This is a genomic window from Ochrobactrum sp. RH2CCR150, from assembly GCA_014138095.1.
GTDB lineage: Bacteria > Pseudomonadota > Alphaproteobacteria > Rhizobiales > Rhizobiaceae > Brucella > Brucella gambitense.
The window spans coordinates 154,924-175,138 of sequence record JACGXE010000003.1 but is presented as its reverse complement, the minus strand read 5'-3'; the positions used below and the strand labels follow the sequence as shown (position 1 = coordinate 175,138).

The following is a 20,215-nucleotide window of genomic DNA, read 5'->3' as shown; positions in this document are numbered from 1 at the left end:
TTTAAAAGAAAACCCGCCTCTCGGCGGGTTTTTTATTATTGGACTTTGCAGAACCCAATCAAGCCATATGCGCCAGCACTGCAAGCAGCAGAAGTGCGACGATATTCGTGATCTTGATTGCCGGGTTGACGGCAGGACCAGCGGTATCCTTATAGGGATCACCGACCGTATCGCCCGTTACCGAAGCCTTGTGTGCTTCCGAACCCTTCAGGTGCTTCACACCGTCAGCGTCGGTAAAGCCATCCTCGAAGCTCTTCTTGGCATTGTCCCATGCGCCACCGCCGGAGGTCATGGAAATGGCCACGAAAAGCCCGTTGACGATAACACCGAGCAGCGATGCACCGAGCGCTGCGAAGGCAGCCGCCTTGGAGCCTGAAATCAGCAGCACGCCGAAATAGACCACAAGCGGTGCCAGCACCGGCAGAAGCGACGGGATGATCATCTCGCGGATTGCCGCTTTGGTAAGCAGATCGACCGCGCGGGCATAATCCGGGCGTTCCTTGCCGGTCATGATGCCCGGCTTTTCCTTGAACTGGCGACGAACTTCCTGCACCACCGCCCCGCCTGCGCGCCCCACAGCCGTCATGGCCATGCCACCGAACAGATAGGGAATGAGACCGCCGAAGATCAGACCTGCCACCACATAGGGATTGGACAGATCGAACGACACCGGTCCCATATCTGCGAAGTACGGATAGGTCTGGCCGTTGGCAGCGAAGTAAGCAAGGTCGTTGGAATAGGCTGCGAACAGCACCAGAGCACCCAGACCCGCCGAACCGATGGCATAGCCCTTGGTCACGGCCTTGGTCGTATTGCCGACAGCATCCAGCGCATCGGTGGACTTGCGCACTTCCGGATCGAGACCGGCCATTTCCGCAATACCACCGGCATTGTCGGTAACAGGTCCGAAGGCATCAAGCGCCACAATCATCCCGGCAATACCCAGCATGGCCGTGACCGCAATGGCCGTGCCGAAGAGACCTGCCAGCTGGTAGGTGCTGATAATGCCGCCAACGATCACGATGGCAGGCAATGCGGTTGATTCCAGCGAAACGGCAAGGCCCTGAATGACATTCGTGCCATGCCCCGTCACGGAAGCCTGCGCGATGGAATTGACCGGGCGCTTGTTGGTGCCGGTATAATATTCGGTGATCACCACGATCAGGCCTGTCACGATAAGACCGATCAGACCGCAAATGAACAGATTGGTGCCGGTAATGCTCTTTCCGGCCACGGTGCCAATTTCGCCCCAGCCAATTGTCAGCGTGTTGGCAACCCCAAGCCCGATGATGGACAAGAGACCCGTCACGATCAGGCCCTTATAGAGCGCGCCCATGATGGAGCCATTGACGCCAAGCTTGACGAAGAATGTACCTGCAATCGAAGTAATCACGCAGGCTCCGCAGATCAGCAGTGGATAGAGCATGACGCTTGGCAGCACGTCCGAACCGTTGAAGAAGATTGCACCCAGAACCATGGTCGCAACCACGGTAACGGCGTAAGTCTCGAACAGATCGGCTGCCATACCGGCGCAATCGCCGACATTATCGCCCACATTGTCGGCGATGGTTGCCGGATTGCGCGGATCGTCCTCCGGAATACCCGCTTCAACCTTGCCGACCAGATCGCCGCCGACATCCGCACCCTTGGTGAAGATACCGCCGCCCAGACGAGCAAAGATCGAAATCAGCGATGCGCCGAAGCCAAGCGCCACCAGTGCATCGATAACCGTGCGGTCCGCTGGCGCATAGCCCAGCCAGACAGTGAGAATGAAATAATAGACGGATACGCCCAGCAGCGCGAGACCGGCCACCAGAAGACCGGTAACGGCACCGGACTTGAAAGCCATTTCAAGTCCGCCTGCCAGACTCAAGGAAGCGGCCTGTGCTGTGCGCACATTGGCGCGCACCGAAACATGCATCCCGATAAAGCCTGTGACGCCGGACAGGATTGCGCCGATAAGAAAGCCGATGGCGGCGCTCAACGACAGCAAATACCATGCGGCGAGGAACACGACGACACCGACAATCGCAATCGTGGAATATTGTCGTGTGAGATAGGCCGACGCACCCTCGCGGATGGCGCCAGCGATTTCCTGCATACGCGGTGTTCCCTGATCAGCCGCCAGGATCGAACGGATCGACCAGAAGGCGAAAAGAACGGAAACCACGCCGCAGGCAATAACGAGAAGTAAAACTGCCACTCCCATTTGCATAAAGGCCAACTCCTATTGAGTTTGCGCCGGCTACCGTCAGATCGACCTCAGATAAATATCCGATTACTGGGTAATTAACGGCAGGCATATGCGCATGAAGGCCCGAAAACCCCTCCCCGGGCCGATTAGAGCGGCATGGAAAGTGCCTGAAGCCACCACGTCTTACCGGGCTTCAACGGTATAGTTCATCAGGAACTTAACGCCTTGAAATCAAATAATTAGAAAGTTCCCTTGCAGTCGGTCATTCTCAATGCCGCATGACCAACATGCGAAACGGTTGAACAAACGTCAAGCCGTTCTTTGCCAGCATACAATGAAAGAAGGGCTGTGATTTCTCACAGCCCTTTCTATTCTTATCCTGATCTATAAGTCGTTACTAATGGCGCGGCTTGGCCCCACGGCTTTCGCCACGAATGACAAAGGCAAGGCGATCCAGCACAGCATTGACAAGCTTTGGCTCGTCTTCAGTGTAGAAAGCCTTGGCGATATCGACATATTCCGAAACGATCACGGCAGTCGGTACATCATTGCGCGTCGTCAGTTCCCAGGCACCGGCGCGCAGGATGGCGCGCAGCGTGGAATCAAGACGCGACAGCGGCCAGTCTTCGGTCAACGCCTGATGGATCATCGGATCGAGCTTCAGCTGGCTGTCGACAACACCGGCAACGATGGCGCGGAACCACTGCGGATCGGCATCCAGATATTGCGTGCCGTCCACTTCCTTGCCGAGGCGGAAGGCTTCGTATTCTGCGACCACTTCCATCACGCCCGTACCGGCAACGTCCATCTGGTAGAGCGCCTGCACGGCGGCAAGCCGGGCAACGCCACGCTTGTTCGCTGTACGCGGCAGGTTTGGTGTCGGGCGACCTTCTGCGGAAGAACTCATAATATTAGGCTCCGAATTTCTTGCGCAGGTCAATCATGGTCAGTGCGGCGCGGGCAGCAAAACCGCCCTTGTCCTTGTCAGCACGGCGCGCGCGCACCCAAGCCTGTTCGTCGTTTTCGACAGTCAGAATGCCGTTGCCGATGGCAAGGCTTTCTTCAACCGCGAGATCCGTCAGCGCACGGCAGGATTCATTTGCAACGATGTCGAAATGATAGGTTTCGCCACGGATAACCGTACCAAGAGCGACATAACCGTCATAGTCGGTGCCGCCATTGTCTGCGCCGTCGAGGGCAAACGAAATGGTTGCCGGAATTTCCAGCGCGCCCGGTACGGTCACGACGTCATAGGTCGCGCCTGCGTCGTCAAGGGCAGCCTTTGCGCCATCAAGAAGCGCATCGGCTAGATCGTCGTAGAAACGCGCTTCAACAATAAGCAAATGCGGCGCACGCGCCTCGTGATCGGACATGAGAAACTCCATGACAAATTTTGCGGACCGCAACACCTGCGGTCAACGCTCAAATCGGGATATGCTTTTACAGCCTGGAATTTTAGGCTGTAAGCCTATTTCCGATATTGCGCAAGCCTTGCCGCATAGCGTGCGAGCTGGTCGATCTCGATATTCACCTTGTCGCCCGCTTTTCGCTGTCCCCAGGTGGTCACTTCCAGCGAATGACGGATGAGCAAAACGTCAAATTCATTGCCGTTCACACCGTTGACCGTCAGCGACGTGCCGTCCAGTGCGACCGAACCCTTCTGGGCGATGAATGGCGCCAGTTCTTCCGGCGCGCGCAGGGTGAAGCGCACTGCATCGCCCTCGTCCTTGCGATCAACGATTTCAGCCTGTCCATCGACATGGCCGGAAACGAGATGTCCGCCCATTTCGTCGCCAAGCTTCAGCGAGCGTTCCAGATTGATATTGGTTCCATTTTCCCAGGTGGAAATGGTGGTGAGACGCAGAGCCTCTTCCCATGCCTCGACCTCGAACCAGCGGGCATTGGTGCCCTTTTCCGGCAGTGCAACAACGGTCAGGCAAACACCGGAACACGCAATCGAAGCGCCAAGCTCAATCGTTTCTGGATCATAGACGGTTTCGATACGCAGCAATACGCCTTCATTCAGCGGCTTGATCCGGTCAACCTTGCCGATATCCGTAATAATGCCTGTGAACATCAAGTCTTCCTTACATATTCCGCAAAGGCATCGTCACCGTAACGCGCCTGCCTGAGAATTTTGAATTCTTCTGCGATATGGGCTTCAAGACCGGGCACGGCAACCCCATCGGCAGCACCAATTTCTATTGGTGAGCGAAACGTGATCAGGCGGTCAACCAGCTTTTCATCCAGAAAGCTCTTGGCGACGCCCGCGCCGCCTTCCACAAGAACAGAACCAATGCCCTGCGCGGCAAGATCGTCCATCAACTCCGGCAAGGCGATCCGGCAGTCATCCGTCTCGGTTGCCAGAATACGGCACCCCGCCGCCTTCAATTCGTAACGCCGTTCCGGCGATGCTTCTTCGCTGCAAGCGATCCAGAGCGGCTGTGAATCCGCCGACTGAACCAGCTTCGAGGACAAAGGCAACCGCAATCCGCCATCCAGCACGACGCGGATGGGCGAACGTTGTTCCAGCCCCGGCAAGCGACAGTTCAAAACCGGATCGTCAGCAAGCGCTGTTTCGATACCAATGAGAATAACATCGGTTTGCGACCGTAAGATGTGAGACTGGGCACGCGACACCGGACCGGTAATCAGCACCTGTCCTTCGCCCTTTTTGCCGATCATGCCATCGGCGGAAAGTGCAAGTTTCAGAATCACTTCCGGGCGTTTTCTGGAAGATCGATTCAAGTAGCCCGCCAGATCATTGGCGGCCTTTTCGGCAAGGACGCCTGGCACCACTTCTATACCCGCTTCGCGTAGGATGGCAAAACCCTTGCCGCTGACGCGATCATCCGGATCGGTGGCCGCAACGACAACGCGGGCCACACCGGCGCGCACCAGCGCCTCGGCGCAAGGCGGCGTGCGACCATGATGAGCGCAAGGCTCCAGCGTGACATAGGCCGTTGCGCCACGCGCCGCCTCGCCTGCGTCGGCAAGCGCCTGCGGTTCGGCGTGCGGCCTGCCGCCAAGAGCAGTGACGCCGCGCCCGATGATGATGCCGTCCTTGACGATCAGTGTACCGACAGATGGATTTGTTCCCGTCAGCCCCTTGTGACGGCGGGCATAACGGATTGTCGCTTCCATGAAGCGAATATCATCCGAGGTCACCTGTGAATGCGGTAGTTCCAGTGCAGTCATGCCTATCTATCCAGATCGTCCTCGGAATCGGGGGCTGCCAGCTCATCGATCACGTTATGGAAATCGACGGCCTTGCTGAAATTGCGGTAGACCGATGCAAACCGGATATAGGCAATATCATCCACACCCTTGAGGGCATCCATTGCCAGACGGCCAATCTCGTCGGACGTCACCTCCGCCTCACCCGAACTTTCGAGCTGGCGCACAATTCCGGAAATCGCACGCTCGATACGCTCGCTGTCGACATCGCGCTTGCGCAGCGCCACTTCGATGGAGCGGGTCAGCTTGTCACGATCGAAGGGCACGCGGCGTCCGCTTTTCTTCACGACCATCAGGTCGCGGAGTTGAACGCGTTCGAATGTCGTAAACCGCCCGCCGCAGACCGAACAGACACGACGTCTGCGAATAACGGCACCATCCTCCGCAGGACGGGAATCCTTCACTTGCGTATCTTCAGATTGGCAATAGGGACAACGCATAGAACTCTTTCACTTAACTCTTCGAAGACTGATTCCTATAGATCATATCTGATCTGCGCCAATCAACATACCGAATGCGACCCACCGGATATGCGAGGCAAAAAGCCCCGCTCAACAGCGTTGAACGGGGCTTTCGATACTCTTCATTCAGGGACTGATTATCCCTGATAGCCATACATCGGGAAACGGTCGGTCAGAGCGACGACCTTCTCCTTCACAGCCTGTTCGACAGCGGCATTGCCTTCGTCGGAATTGGCAACCTTCAGACCGTCGAGAACTTCAGCGATCAGCGAGCCGATTTCCTTGAATTCGGTTACACCGAAGCCGCGCGTGGTGCCGGCTGGCGTGCCGAGGCGAACGCCGGAGGTGACGAACGGCTTTTCAGGGTCGAACGGAATGCCGTTCTTGTTGCAGGTGATGTTGGCGCGACCGAGAGCGGCTTCCGCACGCTTGCCCGTTGCGTTCTTCGGACGCAGATCGACCAGCATCAGATGGTTGTCGGTACCGCCGGAAACGATATCGAGGCCATGCGACTTCAGTTCTTCGGAGAGCGCGCGCGCATTGTCGACGACGTTCTCGGCATAAAGCTTGAATTCAGGCTTCAGCGCTTCACCGAAGGCCACCGCCTTGGCGGCGATGACGTGCATCAGCGGGCCGCCCTGAAGACCAGGGAACACAGCCGAATTGAACTTCTTCGCCAGATCGGCATCGTTGGTCAGGATCATGCCGCCGCGCGGGCCGCGCAGAGACTTGTGCGTCGTCGTCGTGCAGACATGGGCATGAGGGATCGGCGACGGATGCTGGCCACCGGCAACGAGACCGGCAATATGCGCCATATCAACCATGAGATAAGCGCCGACTTCATCGGCGATTTCACGGAAACGTTTCCAGTCCCAGACGCGCGAATAGGCGGTGCCGCCAGCGAGAATCAGCTTTGGCTTGTTTTCGCGGGCGAGACGAGCCACTTCGTCCATATCCAGCAGATGGTCGTCCTGACGGACGCCATAAGACACGACATTGAACCACTTGCCTGACATGTTGACCGGCGAACCATGCGTCAGGTGACCACCCGAATTGAGGTCGAGACCCATGAAGGTATCGCCGGGCTGAAGCAGAGCCAGGAACACGGCCTGGTTCATCTGGCTGCCGGAATTCGGCTGAACATTGGCGAATTCGCAACCGAAGAGCTTCTTCGCGCGTTCGATCGCCAGTTCTTCCACCACGTCGACATACTGGCAGCCGCCATAATAGCGCTTGCCCGGATAGCCTTCGGCATATTTGTTGGTGAGGATGGAGCCCTGCGCTTCAAGAACAGCGCGCGAGACGATGTTTTCCGAGGCGATCAGCTCGATTTCATGGCGCTGACGACCGAGTTCGTTGCGAATTGCACCGAAAATTTCGGAATCGATGTCCTCGAGGCTTGCATTGAAGAAAGCGTCGGAAAACGCATTCTTGGTGGCGGCATTGGCTTGAGACATTTTCACACCCTCCGGGTCAGCCGGTAAAAGCTATTGGATGAGGCGCATTATCACACTTGAATGCCCTAGGCCAATGGCCGCAAAGCGAAAAGCATGTTCCAAAATGCGGCAAACCGATTTGATACCGACTTTTGCTTATTTATACGCATTTCCGAACGCAAAACCGCTTCACACTTTTGCTGGAAATGCTTTGAAACTAAAAAAGCCGCCCCGAATGCTCGGGACGGCTTTTGTTCAGCAATAAATACCGAAAAATCAGGTATCGGTGCCAAGCGCCAGCGATGCTGCGCCATCCATCTTGTAGATGTCGTCGCGGAACTGCACGACGCCGTCGCCCGTCGACCAGGCCGAGATATAGACAAAGTGCAGCGGCACAGGGTCAACAACCTGAATAGGCGTGTTGTTGCCCGTACGGATCGTTTCCTCGATATTCTGGCGATCCCAGCCAGCCGTGTTCTTAAGCAGCCACACGTCCAGATCGCGAACATTCTGCACGCGCACGCAGCCCGACGAGTCGAAACGCATGAGCTTGTTGAAATAGCTCTTCTGCGGCGTATCGTGCATGTAGACGGCATACTGATTGTGGAAGTTGATCTTCGTCGAGGACATAGCGTTGATCTTGCCCGGGTCCTGACGGAACATCAGCTTCACAGCGTCATCCGTGTTCCAGTCGATGGTTTCCGGCGCAACTTCCTGACCCGACTGATCGTAAAGACGGATCTTGTTCTTCGCCAGATATTGCGGGTCTTTCCGCATCAATGGAATGATGTCCTTCTGGATGATCGACTTCGGCGCCGTCCAGTAAGGATTGAGAATGACTTCGTGGATCTTCGAATTAAGAAGCGGCGTCTGACGGTCGATCTTGCCGACAACGGCGGTGTGACGCTGCATGACGCTGCCGTTCTCAACGGCTTCGATCCGTGCGGCGGGGATATTCACCATCACGAAGCGCTGTTCCTGCATACCGGCGCTGACCAGCGGCGACAAGCGCTGCAAATTGGTCTGGAGCTGGCCGAGACGCGTATTCGCGTCCACATTCATGGCTGCATAGGTGAACTGGCCCATCACGCCATCTGCCGGCAGACCATGACGCGACTGGAAACGCTTCACTGCGGCATCGACATAGGTGTCGAACGCATTGGAAAGACCAGCGCCCTGCGGCAGATCGCCGGAAACCATGAGACGCTTGCGCAGATACTGGACCGACTGGTCATTCACGCCGAGCTGAAGCTTTGCATTGCCCGGAACCGTCGGCCAGCCGCCGCGACCGGCAATGTCGCTATATTGGGCGATCGCGCCCTGAATATTGCCAATGGTCTGCTGGCTCAGCACCGGCTGGTTGGTCGCAACCTTCTGGCCGCCTGTCGCGCGCGCATCGAACTGGTCATCCCAGTTACCGCGGCGCGGCGACGCGAGCACATCGTTAAATGCCTGTTGCGCAAAGGACGAGGTTGCAAAAGCCGAGGCTGCCACGGAAAGGCCAGCTGTTGCAGCACCACGCAGGAAGCGACGGCGGTCTACATTGAAAGCTTCGGCATTCTTGTCAGTCTTGGTTATTGGCTTGGTCATTTGCTTAGTCCCAAAAAGGCACGCCGCTCATAGCTCAATGTCGGCGGCAGTCGTCCGAGAATATCAGCAACAGGGTGTCAAGGCGATAGGCGACCCGCAAACATGCGCGCCAGCTTATATCTCCCGACCTGTTGGAAGATGGCACATTCTTGCCCGTGCAGTCTTGAGAACTGCTTATGTCGGTTTTTATGGCTTAATCATGTCGCGCGGCCCAGTTTGCAAGCCACGCGCATCAAGATCGAAGCATAATTGCCCATCCGCTTCAGCAAATGCAGGTCTGTTGTGTCCGTTCTGCAACAAACTTCCCGGAACACTGGTCGATTTATCAGAGACGATAAGCGATGCTGTCGTTCCAGAAGCGGTCGAGGCGCTGCAGAGACTTGTTCATCGCCATGAATTCTTCAACCTGAATTCCGCCGACCTGTTCGATGGACAGGACGTGACGTTCGTAAAGAGCGGCAACCTGATTGGCGATCTCATTGCCCTTGTCGGTCAGGCTGACACGCACCGAACGGCGATCAACACGCGAACGCTGGTGATGAATGAAGCCCATTTCGACAAGCTTCTTGAGGTTGTAGGAAACATTCGAGCCGAGATAGTAACCACGCGAGCGCAGTTCACCGGCGGTGAGTTCCGAATTGCCAATGTTGAAAAGCAGCAGCGCCTGCGTTGCGTTGATGTCGAGCTGACCATTGCGGTCGAACTCATCCTTCACAACATCGAGCAGGCGGCGATGCAGACGCTCCACCAGCTGAAGGGCTTCCAGATACAGGCTGCGGAGTGCGGCTTCCGGAGCATAGAGCGGAGCGTCGATTTTGCGCTGAGCATTCATCATTGTCTTTGCCTCTCTGTCGGAGCCGCATTCGGGAAACCCTTGATGCAGCTCTCTTCCTGTTTTATGCAGCGATGTTTCTCGCTGTCTTGAGAGGACTTTAGGGGAGATGCATAAAATTCGACTTAAAAGTCAGACTTAACAGTAGCTTACCGAGAGGAATGCAAATTCAGGCTTAATGTTTACTTACTGGCACCCGCGATCAGGCGGAAATGCTGGCCTTTGCCTGCCGCCGCTTTTCCAGAACCAACAGGATGCGGAACACGATATAAATAACGATGCACAGCGCATTGAAGGTAACCGTCAACGGTCTGCTTTCAAAGTTCCGTTCAAAAACCGAATAGATGCTGATCTCGCCGACTGCGGCCACGAACCAAAGAACCGGCCCCCAGGTTGCCCGCATCCAGAGACCCGTTGCGGCAACAGGCATTAACACTGCCAGCGCGACAACAGCGGTCTGCCACATCCACGGCATCAGATCGAACCGCCAGAGCAATCCCGGATGAATACCGATGAGCCGCACCCAATAGAGAACGCCACTTGCCAGCGCAGTCAGCGCCAGCAATCGAATGAACCATGTAAATGTCCATTCAAGGCCGGTCGGTTGCGCGTGCTGGCGCAGCTCATCCATATGCATCAGCAATTCCTCATGAGAACGTCAGTTCCTTTTCGCCAAGATTTACGAAATAGGCGTTTACCTGTTCCGGTTTTACGTCCTCGACTGAAGCCGGTTGCCAGGATGGCGCGCCATCCTTGTCGATCAGCAGCGCCCGCACGCCTTCATAGAAGTCGTGGGCTTCAAGCATCCGGCTGGCAATGCGATATTCCATACGCATGCAATCATCGAGGTCGAGCGGGCGACCGTCGGCGATCTGCCGGAAAGTTACCGACACGCTGGTCGGCGACCGCGTTGCTATGACGTTCAAAATGTCCGTCGCCGGTTTACTGCCCGAAGCGGCGGCCTTGTCCAGCAAGTTCATGCAATCGGCAAGCGTCGCGCCGGAAAAGCACTCATTGATCACATGCCGTGTGTCGGCGGATGTTTCGAAATCCGGGTACTGGCTGCGAGTCAGAGCCGCATCAATATCGGCCGATGCGATAAGATCGTCACGCACGTCGTGCAGGTCGCTGGCCGCAACTGCGTGGGTGGCAATTCCACTCTGGAGACAATCGCCCCAACGAATGCGGTTTCCCGTCAAGGCGAGATAATAACCAAAATTGTCGTGGAGATGCGGCAGGAACGCGCTTCCACCGACATCGGGAAAGAAGCCGATTCCCGTTTCCGGCATGGCGAACATGGTGTTTTCGGTCACGATACGGTGCGAACCGTGCACCGAAATGCCAGCGCCGCCGCCCATGACAATCCCATTGATCAGCGATATGTAGGGCTTGGGAAACCGACCGATGCGGGCATTGAGCCGATATTCGTCGCGGAAGAACTCGTAAGCGGGCGTTCCGTCGCGGCCAGCCTTGTAGGCCGCAACAACATCGCCGCCAGCGCAGAATGCACGGCCCTCGCCTTCCAGAATCACGCAGGCGACTTCCGGATCGTCTTCCCAGGCCTGCAATGCGCGGTCGAGCGCCAGAATCATCTTATGCGTCAGCGCGTTGAGCGCTGCGGTCCGCGTCAGCTTTACCAGACCGGCTTTTCCCTTGCGTTCGAAGCTGATTTCGCCGCCACCGCCAAAGTCAATCTGCATATCTTGTCTCCCGTTCCAACAAATGGGTAGAAAGTGAGACGCCCCGCGTCAATCCCACACAGGTGCGTACCGGCCAATCTTCTTGGTTTCACCACTTTTCCCGTGATAAACGGTGCGCATCCGAAGTCAGCCCTTTGATTGCATTTGCATCGCGGCTTCCATTCTCGGGAATAATTCAATGAGCGACCGTCAATCCAAATATCTCCCCCCTCATATCGGCAGACATGTCGATGACGTGACCGGCAGCTGCCGTTTGCGCCGTATGCGCAAGGCCGACTGGTCGCGCAGGCTGGTGCAGGAAACGCAGCTGACGGTGGACGATCTGATCCTGCCATTCTTCCTCACCTACGGGGACGGGGTTTCCGAACCTGTGGAAGCCATGCCCGGTGTGGAGCGCTATTCGGTCGATATGGCGGTGCGCATGGCAGAGAAAGCCGCCAAGCTCGGCATTCCGGCCATTGCCCCCTTCCCGCGAGAAAAAGCGGAAGTGAAGACCGATGACGGTGCGTTTGTCGCCAGCCCCGACAATCTGATCAATCGTGCCGTGCGCGCGATCAAAAAAGAAGTGCCGGAGATTGGCATCATCACCGATGCTGCGCTCGATCCATTCACCACGCATGGCCATGACGGCATTTTGCGCGATGGTGAAATCGTCAATGACGAATCCGTCGCCATGGTGGTCCGCGGCGCGCTTTCGCAGGCTGAAGCCGGTGCCGATATCATCGCGCCATCCGACATGATGGACGGCCGCATCGGCGCAATCCGTCAGGCGCTGGACGAGCACGGCTATCATCACATTCCGATCATGTCCTATGCGACGAAATTCGCATCGGCTTTCTACGGCCCCTATCGTGAAGCCATTGGCACGCAGGGCCTGCTGAAAGGCGACAAGAAGACCTATTATCTCGATCCGGCCAATCCGGAAGAAGCGGTGCGCGAAGCCGAGCAGGATATCGCCGAGGGTGCGGACATGCTGATGGTCAAGCCCGGCATGCCTTATCTCGACATCATCCACCGGCTGAAGAGCGAATTCCGCCTGCCCACCTATGCCTATCAGGTGTCGGGTGAATACGCGATGATCAAGGCCGCCGGTATCAATGGCTGGATCGACGAAGAAAAAGTGATGATGGAAAGCCTTCTGGCTTTCAAGCGTGCCGGTTGCGACGGCATCCTCACCTATTTCGCAATTGAGGTCGCCGAAAAGCTGAAACAGCGCGGTTAGTCTGAGGGTCAGAATAAAGAGCAACGGGCCCTTCGTAGCCCCGGCATAGCGACTTTTATGTCAGACACCGACAGGTTGCCCGTGCTTTCTCTGGCAGCTTCCTTGAAACGGCCCACTTCATTTACCATGTTCGTAGCGTTCCGCCCGGAAGGCGGAGCGGCGCCGGACGTTGTCTTGTCTCCGGTTGTCTTTTTAAACGACTGGAAGGAAAAATGTCCGACCATATCCTGCACGGCGAGATCATGGCTCCGCGTTACGACAGCCGAGCTTTCTTCGAGGGCGTGCGTACGCGCCGGATGATGGCTTTTCTCATCGATTATCTCATCGTCTTTCTGCTGTGTATCCCGGCTGCAATTATCATTGCGCTGTTTGGCATACTCACGCTTGGCATCGGCTGGATGCTTTACGGCATCATGTTCCCCATCGTGGCGCTGATCTATGTGTCGCGCACCATGGGCGGCCCGCAGCAAGCCACCAAGGGCATGCAGATGATGAACCTCAAGCTCGTCCGGCTTGAAGGCGGCATGGTGGACCCGATGCTCGCTATTGTTCACTCGGTGCTGTTCTGGGGTCTCAACGTCGTGTTGACGCCGCTGATCCTGCTGGCAACGCTGGTTCTCGACCGCAAGCGCACGGTGCACGATCTTCTGCTTGGTACGGCGGTCATCCGCTCGGATCGTTAAGATCGCGCTAAAAGACGGTTTCCTGTTTCCCGAAACCAACCGATGTGGAGGGAAACAGACCTAGTTCAACTTAAGATCAAAAAAATTCAGAGCCGGCTGCGCAAAATGCCACTTGACGTTTTGCGCCGTCGGTTCGATCCTTGTCAGATATCGTGATGGTTTCGGTATTACCATTTCGTGGATATTGAATGACCCATCAACCGCAACAGTCTCCGCAGTTCTTTTTGACGGCCCCATCGCCCTGTCCGTATCTCGATGGGCAGATGGAGCGCAAAGTTTTTACGCATCTCGTGGGCGATAAAGCCAACGAGATCAACGATCTCCTGACCCAAGGCGGATTCCGCCGCTCCCAGAATATCGCCTATCGCCCGGCCTGCGAGCTTTGCCGCGCCTGCGTTTCCGTGCGCATTCTGGCGGGAGAGTTCGAGATGACGCGCAATATGCGCCGCGTCTGGAACCAGAATCGCGATCTGGTCGGTCGCGTGCACAAGGCGCAACCCAGCACCGAGCAATATGCGCTGTTTCGCGATTATCTCGATGCGCGCCACCGTTCAGGCGGCATGTCGGACATGACCGTGCTCGATTATGCGATGATGGTTGAAGATACCCACGTCAACACGCAGATCATCGAGTATCGCCGTCGCGGCCCCGACAGTTTTATCGATCCCAAGGGCGATGGTGAGTTGATTGCCGTGGCGCTGACCGATGTGATGGCCGACGGCCTTTCCATGGTCTACTCGTTCTTCTCGCCGCATATGCACGACCGTTCGCTCGGCACCTATATGATTCTCGATCATATCGAACGGGCGCGAGCCGCGGGCTTGCCGCATGTCTATCTCGGCTATTGGGTCGAGGGATCACGCAAGATGCAGTATAAAATCCGCTTCACGCCGCAGGAACATCTTGGCCCTCGCGGCTGGCAGCGGTTTGAGGGCTAACGTCGCGTTTTCCTGATCTTGCTCGCCCAAAATGGGCGAAGCTATTTTCCTTCACGCTGAGCTTGTCGAAGGATCGAAGAGCTGAGGGCAAACGCACAGGGTCTGCCCTTGTCACCCACATCCTTCGAGACGGTTTCCTTCGCTCCGCTCAGGGCACCTCCTCAGGATGAGGGGATGCTGTAGCTGTCAGAATTTACCCGAACGTGGAAATCCCTTCGGAACAACGCGCCCGGCGGAAGCGCGAGCGCCAATCCACTCGACGAGTTCTTCCTTGTTGCGCGTAAAAGTCCGTTCTGCCGAATCCTGCCATGACAGGCCTTCGGCAATCGCAAATGTACGAATGTCCGAAACGCCGCCATCCTTATACTTTTGCAGACGGACGCCCTTGCCGCGTGTCATTTCCGGAATTTCCGATAGCTGGAAGACAACCATCTTGCGATTCTCGCCGACGACCGCGATGTGATCGCCGGAAACACGCGTGCAAATCTTCGCTTCGTCTGGCGCCTTCACATTCATCACCTGCTTGCCCTTGCGGGTATTGGCGACGGCTTCATTCTCCGGAACGATGAAACCATTGCCCTCATGCGAAACCAGCAGCAACTTTGCCGATGGATCGTGAACGAAGGCTGTCAGAATGTCCTGATCGTTTTCCATATCGACCAGAATGCGGATCGGCTCGCCATGGCCGCGACCGCCCGGCAGGGTGTTCGCGCCGATGGTGAAGAACTTGCCGCCGGTCGTGAAGAACAGAAGCTTGTCGGTCGTTTCCGCATGGAAAGCCAGCTTGAGCTTGTCGCCTTCCTTGAAGGAGAGCGTCGAGAAGTCGGCCATATGGCCCTTCATCGCACGCAGCCAGCCCTTTTCCGAAACAACAATCGTAACCGGCTCGCGCTCGATCATCGCATTGTGGATGTCTTCCAGATCGTGGGTCGGCGCTTCGGCGAAATTCGTGCGACGCTTGCCAAGCTTGGTCGCAGGGCCAAATTTCTCACGCACCGCCTTGATCTCGGCGCTGATCTTCTTCCACTGGCGTGTGCCGGAAGCGAGCAGTCCTTCAATATCGGCCTTTTCCACCGTCAGGGCGTCAAATTCCTTGCGGATCTCGAATTCCTCAAGCTTGCGCAACGAACGCAGGCGCATATTGAGGATCGACTCGGCCTGAACATCGGTCAGTTCGAATGTCCGCATTAATTCCTGTTTCGGCTCGTCTTCCTCGCGGATGATGCGGATGACTTCATCCAGATTGAGATAGGCAATCAGGAAGCCGCCGAGGATTTCCAGGCGCCGTTCAATCTCGGCCAGACGATATTGCGAGCGACGAACCAGAACTTCCTTGCGGTGTTCCAGCCATTCGCGCAGCACGCCGCCCAGCGAAAGAACATTCGGCACCTTGCCGTGCGACAGCACATTCATGTTGAGCGAAACGCGGCTTTCAAGCTCGGTGAGCTTGAACAGCGATTCCATCAGCAATTCCGGGTCAACGGTGCGGTTCTTCGGCTCCAGAACGATGCGGATATCTTCCGCAGATTCATCGCGAATATCGTCAAGCAGCGGCAGTTTCTTGGCCAGCAGCAATTCGGCGATCTTCTCGATCAGGCGCGACTTCTGCACCTGATACGGAATTTCAGTGACGACGATCACCCAGGTGCCGCGATTGCCTTCTTCCTTTTCCCAACGCGCGCGGACACGGAACGCGCCGCGACCGGTACGATAGGCTTCGACAATATTGCCATGTTCTTCAACCAGAATGCCGCCCGTCGGGAAATCCGGGCCACGCACCTTGGCTTTCAGCAGTGCGGACGGATCAGTTTCCGCCTCACGCTTCAGCTCTTCCCATTGTTCCGGCGAGGTGATGAGTTCTTCCACGCCCGCATCGGGATGATTGATCAGATAAAGCGCCGACGAGCAAAGCTCCGCCACGTTATGCGGCGGAATATTCGTCGCCATGCCAACCGCGATGCCTGCCGAGCCATTGGCCAGCAGGTTCGGGAATGCACCCGGCAGAACGATCGGTTCCTCGTCTTCCTCATTATAGGTCGGACGAAAATCGATAGCGTTTTCGGTGATGCCTTCGAGCAGCAGCGTCGCCACTTCGGTCATGCGGGCTTCGGTATAACGCATGGCGGCGGCGTTATCGCCGTCGATATTGCCGAAATTGCCCTGCCCGTCGACCAGCGGATAACGCACCGCGAAATCCTGTGCCAGACGCACCAGCGCATCGTAGATCGAAGCGTCGCCATGCGGGTGGAACTTACCCATCACGTCGCCCACGATACGCGCGCATTTCGCATAGGCCTGATCGGGATTGAGACGCAGCAGACGCATCGCATGCATGATGCGCCGATGCACCGGCTTCAGACCGTCGCGCACGTCCGGCAGCGCACGATGCATGATCGTGGACAGCGCATAAGCGAGGTAACGTTCCTCGAGGGCCGACTTAAGATCGACCCGTTCGATGTGTTCTTCGCCGTCGCCCGGCGGAATCAGACTTTTTCCCATACTTCCCAGTACCAAGTGCGCGAATCGTCAGCAAGCGTTCAGGAGAACTAAACCAGTACATTACAGTGCGCTGCGCTAAATATGGCACGCAAAGAGCGTGGCAGCGCTTGAAATCCACTGCATAGTTGCACAAATCAAAATTGGAGCGTGGAGGCAGGCTTCAGTCGCAAATCTGCCGCCATTTACGCACTATAGAGCAATCGGAAACAGGTTTTCCTATGTTGCAAGCACAGGTTAAGCAAATCGGGTTGTTAAATCAGAAGATTTAAGCCTATGAATGCCGCACTAAAATCAAGAGATTAGGCAGGAGCTTCGAATGCAGGTTTTCGTCAATATCAAGCCAGCGGCGCGCATTTTTGCTGCAAGCACAGCGCTTTCGCTGATTTTCGGCAGCGCCGCCATGGCTGCGGATGCCAATGCCGTCGCCGAGCGCCTCAAGGCCCTTTATGCGAAACAGGGCGGTGAACTGAGCTTCGCCAATGTGAAGGCTGACGGTTCGAACATCGTGCTCGAAGGCACCAAGGTCAAGCTCGCCACGCTGTCTCCCAAAGACGTGGAAATCGGCGATGTAACGCTGGAAGACGTTCAGGACGCACCGGATGGCGGTTTCACCATCGGACAGGTTGCAGTTCCTGACCTCACACTCGACAGCACCGATGGCAAGAACGACCAGGCCACCATCAAGGGCATGTCGATGCTGAACCTGCATATTCCATCGGAATCTGCCAAGGGTCCGCTCGACAGCATGATCCTCTACGACAAGATGAAGATCGACGAACTGGCATTTGGCAAGCCGGGCACGGATGGCGCCACGGTAAAGGGCGTCGACGTCTCGCTCGACACGTCGAACAAGGCCGAGAAGATCGGCTACACCGCCTCGGTCGCCAGCATTGACGCCACCTTCGGCAAGGAAGGCCAGAACCCGCTTGAGCCGCTTGGCATGAAGAGCCTTCAGGCCGCCGTCAACATGAAGGGCCAGTGGTCGCCGAAGTCGGGCGATGCCACGCTCGACCAGATGGAAGTTGATGCGCAGGATCTCGGCAAGATCAACATCACCGGCAGCCTTGGCGGTTATGACCTGGCCTTTGTCGAAGCCGTGCAGAAGACGCAGGAAGCAATGACCAAGTCGGACGCCGACAAGGACGCCGCCGGTCTTGCCATTCTGGGCCTTGCAGAACAGCTGAACCTCAAGAACCTGACGATCCGCTTCGATGATGCATCGCTGACGGAAAAGCTGCTGACCTATTATGCCAAGCAGCAGGGTTCGGACGCCAAGGCGCTTGGCGAACAGCTGAAGATGATGGTGCCGCTGATGGCCACACAGCTGAAGAACCCGGATTTCGCACAGCAGCTGAAAGCGGCATCGGACAAGTACTTCACCGATCCGAAGTCTTTGACGCTGAGCGCCTCGCCTGACCAGCCGGTCACCTTCGCATCGATCGTTGCAACCGCTTCGCTCGATCCAACGAAGATCATCCAGCTCCTGAAGGTTGGCGTCGACGCCAACAACTAAAATCGAAAAAGCCCGGTGCAATCACCGGGCTTTTTTCTTGGTGTTCGCATATAAAAAACCCGGCTCAAGGCCGGGTTTTTTGTTCTCTGAAAAAGAGCTTAGGCCTTCTGAGCCGGGGGAGCCAAGCGGATATGCAGATCCCGCAGCTGGGCTGGCGACACGTCCGAAGGCGCGTTCATCAGAAGATCAAGCGCCTGCTGGTTCATCGGGAACAGCGAGATTTCACGCAGGTTCTTTGCACCGACCAGCAGCATGATGACGCGGTCGATACCGGCAGCCATGCCGCCATGCGGAGGCGCGCCGTACTGGAACGCACGGTAGAGACCACCGAAGCGCTCTTCCACATCCTGCTGGCTGAGGCCGACCTTTTCAAAGGCCTTGACCATGACATCCGGCAGCTGGTTACGGATCGAGCCCGAAGCAATTTCAAAGCCGTTGCAGACGAGATCGTACTGATAGGCCTTGATCGCAAGCGGATCCTGATTTTCCAGCGCATCCATACCGCCCTGCGGCATGGAGAACGGGTTGTGCGCGAAGTCGAGCTTCTTGTTGTCTTCGTCCCATTCGTAGAACGGGAAGTCGATGATCCAGGCCAGTTCGAAACGATCGCGGTCCACGAGGTTCAGTTCTTCGCCTGCGCGGGTGCGTGCATCGCCGGCAAACTTATAGAACTTCGACGGCTGACCAGCCACGAAGAAGCAGGCGTCGCCATCGTCGAGGCCCATCTGCACGCGAATTGCTTCAGTGCGTTCTTCGCCGATGTTCTTCGCAATCGGGCCTGCACCCTCAAGCTTGTCGCCTTCCTTGCGCCAGAAGATATAGCCGAGACCCGGCTGGCCTTCGCTCTGCGCCCAGGAATTCATGCGGTCGCAGAATGCGCGGCTACCGCCGGTCTTGGCCGGGATAGCCCAGACTTCGACCTTGGGATCATTGGCGATCATGTTCGCGAAGACCTTGAAGCCCGAACCGGCGAAATGATCGGTCACAGCCTGCATTTCAATCGGGTTGCGCAGATCCGGCTTGTCCGAACCATAGGTGCGGATCGAATCGTCATAGGCGATACGCCGGAAAGTCTGCGTGACCGGCTTGCCTTCGGCAAACTCTTCAAAAATACCGCACATGACCGGTTCCATCGTTTCCCAGATTTCTTCCTGGGTTACGAAGCTCATTTCAAGGTCGAGCTGGTAGAATTCGCCCGGCAGGCGATCAGCGCGCGGGTCTTCATCGCGGAAGCAAGGCGCGATCTGGAAATAACGGTCGAAACCGGCAACCATCAGAAGCTGCTTGTACTGCTGCGGCGCCTGCGGCAATGCATAGAACTTGCCTTCATGGATACGGCTCGGCACCAGGAAGTCGCGTGCGCCTTCCGGCGACGAGGCCGTCAGGATCGGCGTGGTGAACTCGTTGAAGCCGATTTCGGTCATGCGGCGACGCATCGCGGCAATGATCTTGGTGCGGCTCATAATGTTCTTGTGCAGCGTTTCGCGGCGCAGATCGAGGAAGCGATACTTCAGGCGGATATCTTCCGGATAATCCGGCTCGCCGAAGACAGGCAGCGGCAGTTCCTTGGCTGCGGCCAGAACTTCGATCTCGGTTGCGAAAATTTCCACTTCGCCGGTCGGCAGGTTCGTATTGACCGCATCACCTGCGCGGGCCTTCACTTCACCATCGACGCGGATAACCCACTCGCCGCGAACCGTTTCGGCAACCTTGAAAGCAGGCGAATCGGGATCGGCCACAATCTGGGTAATGCCGTAATGATCGCGAAGATCGATGAAGAGAATGCCGCCATGGTCACGGACGCGGTGAACCCAGCCGGACAGACGAACGTTCGAACCGACGTCCGTCTTGCGGAGGGCTGCGCAGGTATGGCTGCGGTAACGGTGCATGATTTCTGCCTTTTGGTAAGA

17 protein-coding genes are annotated in these 20,215 nt (G+C 56.8%); 4 read left to right on the top strand and 13 right to left on the bottom strand.

Going from position 1 to position 20,215, the window contains the following annotated elements; all coding sequences use genetic code 11:
* Positions 1-58 precede the first annotated feature (58 nt).
* The 11 genes from FHW03_RS08330 to FHW03_RS08280 form a co-directional block, all read right to left on the bottom strand.
* Positions 59-2,215, bottom strand: a complete 2,157-nt coding sequence (locus FHW03_RS08330) for a sodium-translocating pyrophosphatase (RefSeq protein ID WP_151591227.1) — start codon at positions 2,213-2,215, stop codon at positions 59-61.
* 376 nt (positions 2,216-2,591) lie between these two features.
* Positions 2,592-3,101 carry a transcription antitermination factor NusB gene (gene nusB / locus FHW03_RS08325; RefSeq protein ID WP_182520217.1) on the bottom strand — a complete coding sequence of 170 codons (510 nt, stop codon included), beginning with the start codon at positions 3,099-3,101 and terminating at the stop codon, positions 2,592-2,594.
* A gap of 4 nt (positions 3,102-3,105) precedes the next feature.
* Positions 3,106-3,567 (bottom strand): 6,7-dimethyl-8-ribityllumazine synthase, encoded by a 462-nt coding sequence (locus tag FHW03_RS08320; protein WP_182520216.1) that lies wholly within the window; start codon positions 3,565-3,567, stop codon positions 3,106-3,108.
* A 95-nt stretch (positions 3,568-3,662) separates the two neighbouring features.
* The gene (locus FHW03_RS08315; protein ID WP_182520215.1) at positions 3,663-4,271 is read right to left on the bottom strand and encodes a riboflavin synthase; all 609 of its coding nucleotides are present in this window, start codon (positions 4,269-4,271) and stop codon (positions 3,663-3,665) included.
* Positions 4,271-5,392: a bifunctional diaminohydroxyphosphoribosylaminopyrimidine deaminase/5-amino-6-(5-phosphoribosylamino)uracil reductase RibD gene (gene ribD / locus FHW03_RS08310; protein ID WP_182520214.1), complete on the bottom strand. Its 1,122-nt coding sequence runs from the start codon at positions 5,390-5,392 to the stop codon at positions 4,271-4,273. Before ribD ends, FHW03_RS08315 begins: the two co-directional genes overlap by 1 nt.
* Positions 5,393-5,394: 2 nt before the next feature.
* Entirely contained in the window at positions 5,395-5,871 is a 477-nt protein-coding gene (nrdR, locus tag FHW03_RS08305) for a transcriptional regulator NrdR (RefSeq protein WP_182520213.1), read from the bottom strand.
* 158 nt (positions 5,872-6,029) lie between these two features.
* Positions 6,030-7,349 carry a serine hydroxymethyltransferase gene (gene glyA / locus FHW03_RS08300; protein WP_182520212.1) on the bottom strand — a complete coding sequence of 440 codons (1,320 nt, stop codon included), beginning with the start codon at positions 7,347-7,349 and terminating at the stop codon, positions 6,030-6,032.
* Between the two features lie 255 nt (positions 7,350-7,604).
* Positions 7,605-8,906: a L,D-transpeptidase family protein gene (locus FHW03_RS08295; protein ID WP_182520469.1), complete on the bottom strand. Its 1,302-nt coding sequence runs from the start codon at positions 8,904-8,906 to the stop codon at positions 7,605-7,607.
* 337 nt (positions 8,907-9,243) lie between these two features.
* Positions 9,244-9,753 (bottom strand): transcriptional regulator LdtR, encoded by a 510-nt coding sequence (ldtR, locus tag FHW03_RS08290; protein WP_078340499.1) that lies wholly within the window; start codon positions 9,751-9,753, stop codon positions 9,244-9,246.
* 199 nt (positions 9,754-9,952) lie between these two features.
* Positions 9,953-10,387, bottom strand: a complete 435-nt coding sequence (locus tag FHW03_RS08285) for a DUF6163 family protein (RefSeq protein ID WP_182520211.1) — start codon at positions 10,385-10,387, stop codon at positions 9,953-9,955.
* A gap of 10 nt (positions 10,388-10,397) precedes the next feature.
* Positions 10,398-11,450 carry an enoyl-CoA hydratase/isomerase family protein gene (locus FHW03_RS08280; RefSeq protein WP_182520210.1) on the bottom strand — a complete coding sequence of 351 codons (1,053 nt, stop codon included), beginning with the start codon at positions 11,448-11,450 and terminating at the stop codon, positions 10,398-10,400.
* Positions 11,451-11,628: 178 nt separating this feature from the next.
* On the opposite strand from FHW03_RS08280, the gene hemB reads away from it, so the two are divergent.
* The 3 genes from hemB (at position 11,629) to FHW03_RS08265 (ending at position 14,293) form a co-directional block, all read left to right on the top strand.
* Positions 11,629-12,672 (top strand): porphobilinogen synthase, encoded by a 1,044-nt coding sequence (hemB, locus tag FHW03_RS08275; protein WP_182520209.1) that lies wholly within the window; start codon positions 11,629-11,631, stop codon positions 12,670-12,672.
* A 212-nt stretch (positions 12,673-12,884) separates the two neighbouring features.
* Positions 12,885-13,355, top strand: a complete 471-nt coding sequence (locus tag FHW03_RS08270) for an RDD family protein (RefSeq protein ID WP_078340495.1) — start codon at positions 12,885-12,887, stop codon at positions 13,353-13,355.
* A gap of 188 nt (positions 13,356-13,543) precedes the next feature.
* Positions 13,544-14,293, top strand: a complete 750-nt coding sequence (locus tag FHW03_RS08265; RefSeq protein ID WP_078340494.1) for an arginyltransferase — start codon at positions 13,544-13,546, stop codon at positions 14,291-14,293.
* A 186-nt stretch (positions 14,294-14,479) separates the two neighbouring features.
* On the opposite strand, the gene FHW03_RS08260 is transcribed toward FHW03_RS08265, so the two are convergent.
* Positions 14,480-16,792, bottom strand: coding sequence for a DNA topoisomerase IV subunit A (locus FHW03_RS08260; RefSeq protein ID WP_182520208.1), 2,313 nt, complete (start codon positions 16,790-16,792; stop codon positions 14,480-14,482).
* A gap of 316 nt (positions 16,793-17,108) precedes the next feature.
* On the opposite strand from FHW03_RS08260, the gene FHW03_RS08255 reads away from it, so the two are divergent.
* Complete coding sequence (locus FHW03_RS08255) at positions 17,109-18,305, top strand: hypothetical protein (RefSeq protein ID WP_182520207.1); 1,197 nt, start codon at positions 17,109-17,111, stop codon at positions 18,303-18,305.
* A 98-nt stretch (positions 18,306-18,403) separates the two neighbouring features.
* Here the strand turns inward: FHW03_RS08255 and aspS are convergent, their stop codons facing one another.
* Positions 18,404-20,194 carry an aspartate--tRNA ligase gene (gene aspS, locus FHW03_RS08250; protein ID WP_182520206.1) on the bottom strand — a complete coding sequence of 597 codons (1,791 nt, stop codon included), beginning with the start codon at positions 20,192-20,194 and terminating at the stop codon, positions 18,404-18,406.
* Between the last annotated feature and the right edge of the window lie 21 nt (positions 20,195-20,215).